Raw genomic sequence first — 7,908 nt, 5'->3', positions numbered from 1 at the left:
GAACAGGGGCAGCAGCACCCACAGGTAGAACGTCCAGACCAGAGCTTGGGAGAGAAGCCAGAGGAGCACTGTGTTGAGAATCTTCATGCTGTGGTCCTTGAGGTTTTCTTTGGAAGAGGATCAATCCAAGAGTACTCCCCTTGAAACACATAAATGGTGACCTCTGAAGGGAGGGCCGCTCAGAGGCCACCGTTTGTTCGCCAGGGTCTCCACGAACCTTAGGAGTTGATCATCTCTGAGATTTCCAACAGTCCCTGGGTGATGTCAGTGCCGGCGGCAAAACCAGTGGTGCGGGTATCGGCATAGAAAATCTTGTCATTGGCCACGGCAGAAACCTCCGCGAGTGCCGGGTTGGCCAGGAAGTCCGCGAAGTCATCGCGGCCCTTGCCCAGGTAGTCCTGGATGATGATGATGTCCGGGTTCATGGCCACAACCTGCTCAGGATCAGCGGTGATGGTGCCGGTGGTTCCCATGGAATCAACAACAGGCTCGCCACCTGCCTCACGGATCAGACCGGACATCATGGAGGATTCCGGCATGACCATCTGGCGTGGGCCACGCTGCATCAGTGCGAGAACCTTCGGTGCCTCATCCGGGGTTTCCACCTCGGCGCGGGTGTCCTGGATCTCAGCGATGGCATCAGCAGCCTGGTCCTCAGCACCGACCAGCTCACCGACATATTCCAGGTGGGTGATGATGGAATCAATGCCATCCCAGCCGTCGACATCGAAGTTGACCACGGGGACACCGAAGTTCTCCAGGATGTCGATGGTGTCCTGCTCAGTATCAAAGCGGGCACTGACAATGACCAGATCCGGATCAGCGGCGATGACCTGCTCAGGATCCAGGGAACCGCCCGGCTTGACCTTGTTCGGTACCTGTTCTGCCAGGGCGTAGAGCTCCTCATCTTCAGGATTCATCTCTGAGGTGAGAACAACACGCTCCGCACCGGCCAGCGGGAGTACCAGAGAGGAAGCCTCCGGGGTCAGTACCGCGATACGCATCGGCTTGGATTCCAGGGTGATTTCCTGATCGTCGATGCTGACGGTGCGTGGGTAATCAGCCTCTGAAGTCTCATCAGCAGTAGCTGTTGCAGAAGCGGTGGTGGAGGTATCGCCGGTGGAAGGGTTCTCCTGGGAAGGTGAGCAAGCAGTCAGCACCAGAGGTGCACACAGTACTGCGGCAAGCAGAGAGGTGGAGAGCTTCACAGACTTTTTCACGGTGTGGTCAACTTTCTTAAAAGGGGTTATCGGAATTCACGGGTAGGGGAGTCACACGCAGGCTCTGGGTGACAGGATCATTGTCGACTGCGATGGGTAGGCCATAAACCCGGGAGAGGATACTGGGTTGCAGGACTTCTTCGACGGCGCCGGCTGCTGCGAGTTGCCCGCGTTCCAGCAGGACGGCATGATCGCACCACCGTGCCACATGGTTGAGGTCGTGGAGTACCACGACCACGGTGGTGCCCCGGGCTGCACGCATGCGCAGCAGCTGCAGTACTTCCACCTGGTGGCGGAGGTCAAGGGCGGATACGGGTTCGTCGAGAAGCATCACACTGGTGTTCTGCGCCAGGGCGCGACCGATGTGGATCAACTGGCGTTGCCCACCAGAGAGCTCATTGACAGGCTGATCCGCGATGTCCCGGGCATTGATGGCCTCCAGGGCTTCCTCGGTAGCGGCGCGGTCCTCCTCTGACTCGGAGGTGAAACGTTTCCGGTGGGGATAGCGGCCCATGGCCACCACATCGCGGGCTGAGAAACCGATGCGGAGTTCGGTGTTCTGCGGCACCAGCGACAGCAGGCGGGCACGTTCCGCGGTGCTGCGCTGGGTGATCTGGGTTCCACCCACAAAGACTTCACCCGTGCTCGGGATCAGCCCTGCGATGGCTGACAATGCAGTAGATTTACCGGCACCATTGGGACCGATGAGTGCCGTGACCTTGCCTGCCGGTGCAGAGAAGGACGCGCTGAGCACGGCGTGATGAGTGGGAAAGGTGACGTCCAGATTTTGGACTTCAACAGCCATACCAGGTGTGTTAGTCACAGCCCCAACCCCCTACGCTTGCGCATGGCGAGCAGGAGATAGAGGAAGATCGGGGAACCGATGAAAGCCACCACAACACCGGTCTGCAGCACGATGGGGGAAAACAACAGGCGTGCCACGGTGTCAGCGATGATCACAAAGGTGGCACCCAACAGCGCAGCCGTGGGCAACAGTGCCCGGTGGTCTGCACCCAGGACAATGCGGATCAGGTGCGGGACCACCAACCCGATGAAGGTGATGGTGCCCGATACCGCCACGGCGGTGGCGGTCAGCAATGCCGCAAGGGCGAGCAACAGGACACGCGCCCGGCCCACATTCAAGCCGGAGGTCTGTGCGGTGGACTCACCCAGCAGCATCAGGTTGAGGTCACGTGAGGCACCGATCGCCAGAATCAGACCCAGGATGATGGGAATGAAGGAGACACCCACGTGGTCCCAGGTGCGTGACACCAGGTCACCATTGAGCCAGAAGGCCACGGAACGCAGCTCTGAATCCTGCGGGGCATTGGCGGTGGCCGCAGAGATCACAGCACCCAGGAATGCGGTGATGGCCATGCCCACCAAGACCAGGGTGGCCGGATCAGCACCGCGCCCATCCATGGCCCGGGAACTGGCAATCAGATACACCACCGCCACCGTGATCAGCGCACCGACAAAGGCTGAGAAGGGCACTGTCCATTCACCGAAGAAGCTGGCACCGGTGACAATCGCCAATACCGCAGCAACAGCGGCCCCTGAGGAGACACCCACGATTCCCGGATCAGCCAGCGGGTTATGGAAGACCGTCTGCATGATCGCACCGGACACCGCCAGGGCAGAACCCACCAGAGCCGCGATGATGATGCGTGGTGCACGAATCTCGGTGACGATGGGGGAGCTGCTCAGATCACCCAGCGGAACGGTCACCGGCCCCAGCATGAGTGAGACCACGAAAGAGACAACAAGCAGAATGATCGATCCGATGATGACTACCGGTGTAGTCAATCTGCTGCGGGTTGGCGACACAACATCCCTTACTGAATATGACTGATGGTGGGGTTCGACTGTGGGGTCAGACAAGGTTCGACCATGGTGGAAAGTGGGCAAAGTACCTGCCCAGCTTAACCAACCGGATGAGGGAAAACCCAAACTTTCGGGCGAGCACCAGCAAAAGGTGATCTGAATCGCCGTGCGCCCGCGAAGCGCCAGGCTCAGAAATAGGCGGTGTCCAGGTCGCCGTGGGCAGGTCAGGAGGCATATCACCAGGGGAGAGCTGTTCCTCAGGCACCTTTCCTTGAACATTTCTGCACTTAATGTTGCCTCAACCAAAGAACTCCAGCCGTAGTGGCTAGACTGTTTAACCATGACTACGCAGGATAAAGACCTCACCGCACAGACCACCTCCCGTGTCCTCTCCGGCATCCAGCCGACAGCGGACTCCTACCATCTGGGAAACTACCTGGGTGCTGTCAAGCAGTGGATCGACCTGCAGGATAATTACGAGGCTTTCTATTTCATCCCGGACCTCCACGCCATCACCGTGGATCAGGATCCGGAGGAGCTGCGTTCCCGCACTGTCGCCGGTGCCGCCCAGCTGCTGGCCCTTGGTATTGATCCGGGGCGTTCCACCCTCTTTGTCCAGTCCCATGTTCCAGCACACGCTGAGCTGTCCTGGATCCTGACCTGTCTCACCGGTTTCGGCGAGGCATCCCGTATGACCCAGTTCAAGGACAAGTCCTCCAGGCACGGTGCTGACCGTACCTCTGCAGGCCTGTTCACCTACCCGATGCTCATGGCCGCAGACATCCTGCTCTACCGCCCACACCTGGTTCCAGTGGGTGAGGATCAGCGTCAGCACCTCGAGCTCACCCGCACCCTGGCGGAGCGTTTCAACAACCGCTACGGCAAGGTCTTTGAAGTGCCAGAAGGTTTCATCCCACAGGGTGCCTCCAAGATCTATGACCTTCAGAACCCCACCTCCAAGATGTCTAAGTCCGGGGAGAACCCCAAGGGCTTGATCAACCTGCTGGATGAGCCGAAGGTCTCCACCAAACGTATCAAGTCTGCAGTCACCGATAATGATGGTGTCATCGCCTTTGATGTGGCGAACAAGCCTGGTGTGTCCAACCTCCTGGTCATCCAGTCCGCCCTGACCGGGGTTGACGTGGACACTCTGGTGGAAGGCTACGAGGGCAAAGGCTACGGCGCGCTTAAGGGCGATACCGCTGAGGCACTGGAGGCCTTCACCACCCCGCTGAAGACCAAGTATGACGAGTACATGAATGACCGTGCGGAACTCGAGCGTGTGCTGGCCATCGGCGCGGACCGCGCCAACGAGATCGCCGAAGGCGTCCTGGCTGATGTCTATGACAAGGTCGGTTTCCTGGCACCACGCAGGCGTCGATAAGCACGCAAATGGCGGGCAACAGCCTGTTATCCGGTGGGGGTATTTACCCAGCCGATTATTACAATCCGGCCACGCAGCACGCCTGCGTGGCCGGTTTTTCCTATCCTGGAGTTCATATAGAGACTTAGCCCCCGGTGAAATTCCATAAGAATTTCCACGAATTCCAAAGGACCGAGACCTCATGGCCACGAGAACCACGCCAGATGAACAAAACACCGACGAGTATGGCATCGAGCGCATCAATGAGGATGAGCTTGGATTTGTCGACAAGATGCGTGAAAAGCATGAATGGTTCGATCACGTCATGCGGATGAATGAGCGTTTCAGCTCCAAGGGCGGCAACCAGCTTTCCGCCGGCATCACCTACTTCTCGGTGTTGTCGATCTTCCCGCTCGCCATGTTGTCCTTTGCCGTGATGGGCTTCATCCTGGCGGGCAACCCAGAACTGTTGGATCGAGTCCAGAGTGAAGTGTCAGGTGCTCTTGAAGGAGAGGTGGGCAACACCGTCAACAGCATCATTGACAGCGCCATTGAACAACGTGGCGCCGTCCTGGGCATTGGTGGTCTGACCGCCTTGTGGTCCGGTCTGGGATGGATGCACAATCTGCGTTTCGGCATCAGCCGCATGTGGTCACTGGACCCCCGCGAGGGCAGCTTCCTGGGCAAGAAGATCAATGACCTGATCGCCCTGATCATCCTGCTGCTCGCTCTCGTCATTGCCTTCGGCATCACCGCCGTGGGTGCTTCAGGTGCCACCGAGTCACTTCTGGAATGGGTCGGGCTGGGAGACATCCCCGGCATCAGTGTCATCACCTGGGTCGTGGCAGTGATCGTGGGTGTGCTGGCCAACTTCCTGGTGTTCTTCTGGCTGATCAAATTCCTGCCCCGCACCAAGGTGCCCTTGAAGTCCGCTTTCCAAGGGGCGCTCATCGGGGCCATCGCTTTTGAGATCATCAAGCAGCTGGCCTCCGTGCTGGCCTCCAATGCGTTGGGAAATCCAGCTGGTGCCACCTTCGGTCCGATCATCGGCATCATGGTGGTGCTGTACCTGATCTGGCGTCTGCTGATGTACTGCTCCGCATGGGCTGCCACCAGTGAGGAATCCCTCCTGATCACTCCTATCCCGGCACCGGAACCAGCTGTGATCCGTGTGCGCAATGAGATCGCACATGAGGCACAACCCACGGAAACTGCTCGTAATCTGGGCATTGGTGTTGCCGTGGGTGCAGTGACTGCGGGAGCACTGTCACTGCTGCGTAAGAAATAATAGAACCGCACGATCTCAACATGGTTAATTCAGGGCATTCCCCGATTCCCAGGGGAGTGCCTTTGAGCCTAAGGTAGAAGCTATGACTACCAATCTGCCCAACCTGTACACCGCGTTTGACCTTGATCGCAGTGATGATTCTGAGGCCCTCGGAGTGGTTCTGTCCGCCCGGGATCTCCGCCTGGAGCAGATGGGAATCACCCCGAATGATCCCCGGCGTGCCCAGACAGTGATGGCGTTTTCGGTGCTCAATGACCCTGCAAAGCGGGCCCTTTATGACGAGAAACTCAACGCCGGCCTTCCGCTGACCTGGGAGCAGATCCAGCACCTGGGTAATTTCGGCACCATCCCGGAAGCACCAGCCGCGCCCACGTGGCAGCAGACCTGGCAGCAGCAGTCCACACCTCCGCCACACCAGGCGCAACAGTCCTCCCCACCACAGAACTTCGGCTATAACTACGGTGATCCCACTACTGCCCCAACTCATGGTGCCTACAATCCTTTCAACGAGCAGGTTAATTCCTCCATTTCAGGGACCGCTTTCTCAGGGCATGCCCCGATGTCCCACTTCAGTGGTGCGACCCCTGCGATGAATGTGGAACGCCCCACCGCAGGCGCTCGCCTGGGCATGGCGTGGTTGGATCTGATCATCTTCTCCATCGGCTCGGGCATCCTGGTGGCCCTGCTGGGTCTGAATGAGTTCGGTGCCTTCGTGCTGGGTGCCCTGCTCATGGTGGCCTATATCGTGGGCTTTGAAAGCGTCATGGGAGCAACCCCGGCCAAGAAGTTCTTCGGCTATGAAATCCGTGATGTCACCACCCATTCACGCCTGTCTGCCGGTGCATCGATGAAACGTAACTGGTGGAAGTTCCTGAGTATCATCCCGCCAGCATCCATCGTCACACTGGTCATGGCTGGTGTCTATGGCAATCAGATCAATGAGGAGAACCAGATGCGTGGTGGGCATGACAAGCTGGCCAATGCTGAGGTGGTCAAGAAGTCCTAGACAAGTTGTCGGGCGGTGAGGGCACCTCCTCACAGCCCGACATTTGTCTTTAACCCCGCTTGCGGAAGGTCCAGGCAAGGGCTGCGATGAGCAGCAAGACGATCACGCCGATGGGGAGAGCCACCTTGACGGTGTCGATCATGGTGGAGTCACCTGCATCATCATCTTCATCAGGGGCAACGGTTTCGGTCTCAGGCAGCTCCACGACAGTGGTCTCCTCTGTGTCCTCTGCCGCTTCACTCAGTTCGCCGAGCTGGCCCACACCTGCACCCGGATGGATGGGGAGGGAGGCGTCGATGAGCATGCGGGCCTGTTCCCAGGGGCGGGCCTTATCAATGGTGGTATCCAGGATGACCGTACCCAGGCGGCGGCCTTCACGATCCAGAGCCCCGACGAAGGTGTGGTTGGCATCATCGGTGAAACCGGTTTTACCACCGATACCATCAGGGTCATTCATAAACAGTCCATTGTCATTCCAGACCTGGAAGCCCTCATTATCACCCCAGCCGGGGAAATCGATGAACTCGGTGCCCACGATCTGGGTGAAAGTCGGATCCTGCCATGCGTACTGGTAGATCAGAGACATGTCATAGGCGGAGGTGGACATGCCCGGGGCGTCCAGGCCCGAATAGGTGGCGGCAAAAGTGTCCTGGGTACCGATCTTGAGGGCCAGATCATTGATCTTCTGCAAGGTCTCTTCATCGCCGCCGAGTTCCTGGGCGAGCAGATGGGCTGCGTCGTTACCACTGGCCAACAGCAGGCCATGGAGAAGTTCCTCCACGGTGTACTCGCCGTCTTCACCCACACCGACGCGGGAACCGACAATATTGGCAGCATCCCAGGTGCCGGTGACCTGCTGCGCCAAATCCAGTTCCTCAATGGCGACCATCGCGATCAGTGCCTTGATGATACTGGCCGGGCGATAACGTCCATGCGGATCCTTCGTGGCGATGATCTCCCCGGAATCCAGATCAAACACCATCCATGCGGAAGCCGTCTGCCCCTCAGGCAGCTTGAAACCCTCTGGGGTGACCACACCACAATCAGCCATCAGTGGCCCACCGGCAGGAACATCAGGAATGGGCAGGGCAGTGGGGGAGGAATCGCCCGGAGCAACCACCTCCGATGTGGTGCGGGCCTTGGGCGGGGACTGCTCGAAGGGACACTCATCGGTGTCGGGGGCGGTCTCCCTCGTGGTTGGCTGAGC

7 protein-coding genes are annotated in these 7,908 nt (G+C 58.8%); 3 read left to right on the top strand and 4 right to left on the bottom strand.

Annotated features, from left to right (window positions below):
* Positions 1–218: 218 nt before the first annotated feature.
* From Q0M74_RS11955 to Q0M74_RS11945, 3 genes are read right to left on the bottom strand one after another with little or no spacing between them, the layout of a single operon-like run.
* The gene (locus tag Q0M74_RS11955) at positions 219–1,220 is read right to left on the bottom strand and encodes an ABC transporter substrate-binding protein (protein ID WP_293954766.1); all 1,002 of its coding nucleotides are present in this window, start codon (positions 1,218–1,220) and stop codon (positions 219–221) included.
* A gap of 16 nt (positions 1,221–1,236) precedes the next feature.
* Positions 1,237–2,043: an ABC transporter ATP-binding protein gene (locus Q0M74_RS11950; protein WP_293954764.1), complete on the bottom strand. Its 807-nt coding sequence runs from the start codon at positions 2,041–2,043 to the stop codon at positions 1,237–1,239.
* The gene (locus tag Q0M74_RS11945) at positions 2,040–3,026 is read right to left on the bottom strand and encodes an iron ABC transporter permease (protein ID WP_293954762.1); all 987 of its coding nucleotides are present in this window, start codon (positions 3,024–3,026) and stop codon (positions 2,040–2,042) included. Before Q0M74_RS11945 ends, Q0M74_RS11950 begins: the two co-directional genes overlap by 4 nt.
* Before the next feature lie 358 nt (positions 3,027–3,384).
* On the opposite strand from Q0M74_RS11945, the gene trpS reads away from it, so the two are divergent.
* The 3 genes from trpS to Q0M74_RS11930 all read left to right on the top strand — a co-directional run bounded on the left by trpS (position 3,385) and on the right by Q0M74_RS11930 (position 6,701).
* On the top strand, positions 3,385–4,428 hold the full coding sequence (gene trpS, locus Q0M74_RS11940) for a tryptophan--tRNA ligase (protein ID WP_293954760.1): 1,044 nt from the start codon (positions 3,385–3,387) through the stop codon (positions 4,426–4,428).
* A 181-nt stretch (positions 4,429–4,609) separates the two neighbouring features.
* The gene (locus Q0M74_RS11935; protein WP_293954758.1) at positions 4,610–5,695 is read left to right on the top strand and encodes a YhjD/YihY/BrkB family envelope integrity protein; all 1,086 of its coding nucleotides are present in this window, start codon (positions 4,610–4,612) and stop codon (positions 5,693–5,695) included.
* Between the two features lie 82 nt (positions 5,696–5,777).
* Complete coding sequence (locus tag Q0M74_RS11930) at positions 5,778–6,701, top strand: RDD family protein (RefSeq protein ID WP_293954756.1); 924 nt, start codon at positions 5,778–5,780, stop codon at positions 6,699–6,701.
* A 49-nt stretch (positions 6,702–6,750) separates the two neighbouring features.
* On the opposite strand, the gene Q0M74_RS11925 is transcribed toward Q0M74_RS11930, so the two are convergent.
* A partial coding sequence (locus tag Q0M74_RS11925) for a D-alanyl-D-alanine carboxypeptidase family protein (protein WP_293954754.1) occupies positions 6,751–7,908 on the bottom strand: 1,158 nt, incomplete at its 5' end.

Origin of the sequence: uncultured Corynebacterium sp., assembly GCF_945649885.1 — a bacterium.
Taxonomy (GTDB): Bacteria; Actinomycetota; Actinomycetes; order Mycobacteriales; family Mycobacteriaceae; genus Corynebacterium.
This window is presented reverse-complemented; position numbering and strand designations above follow the sequence as displayed.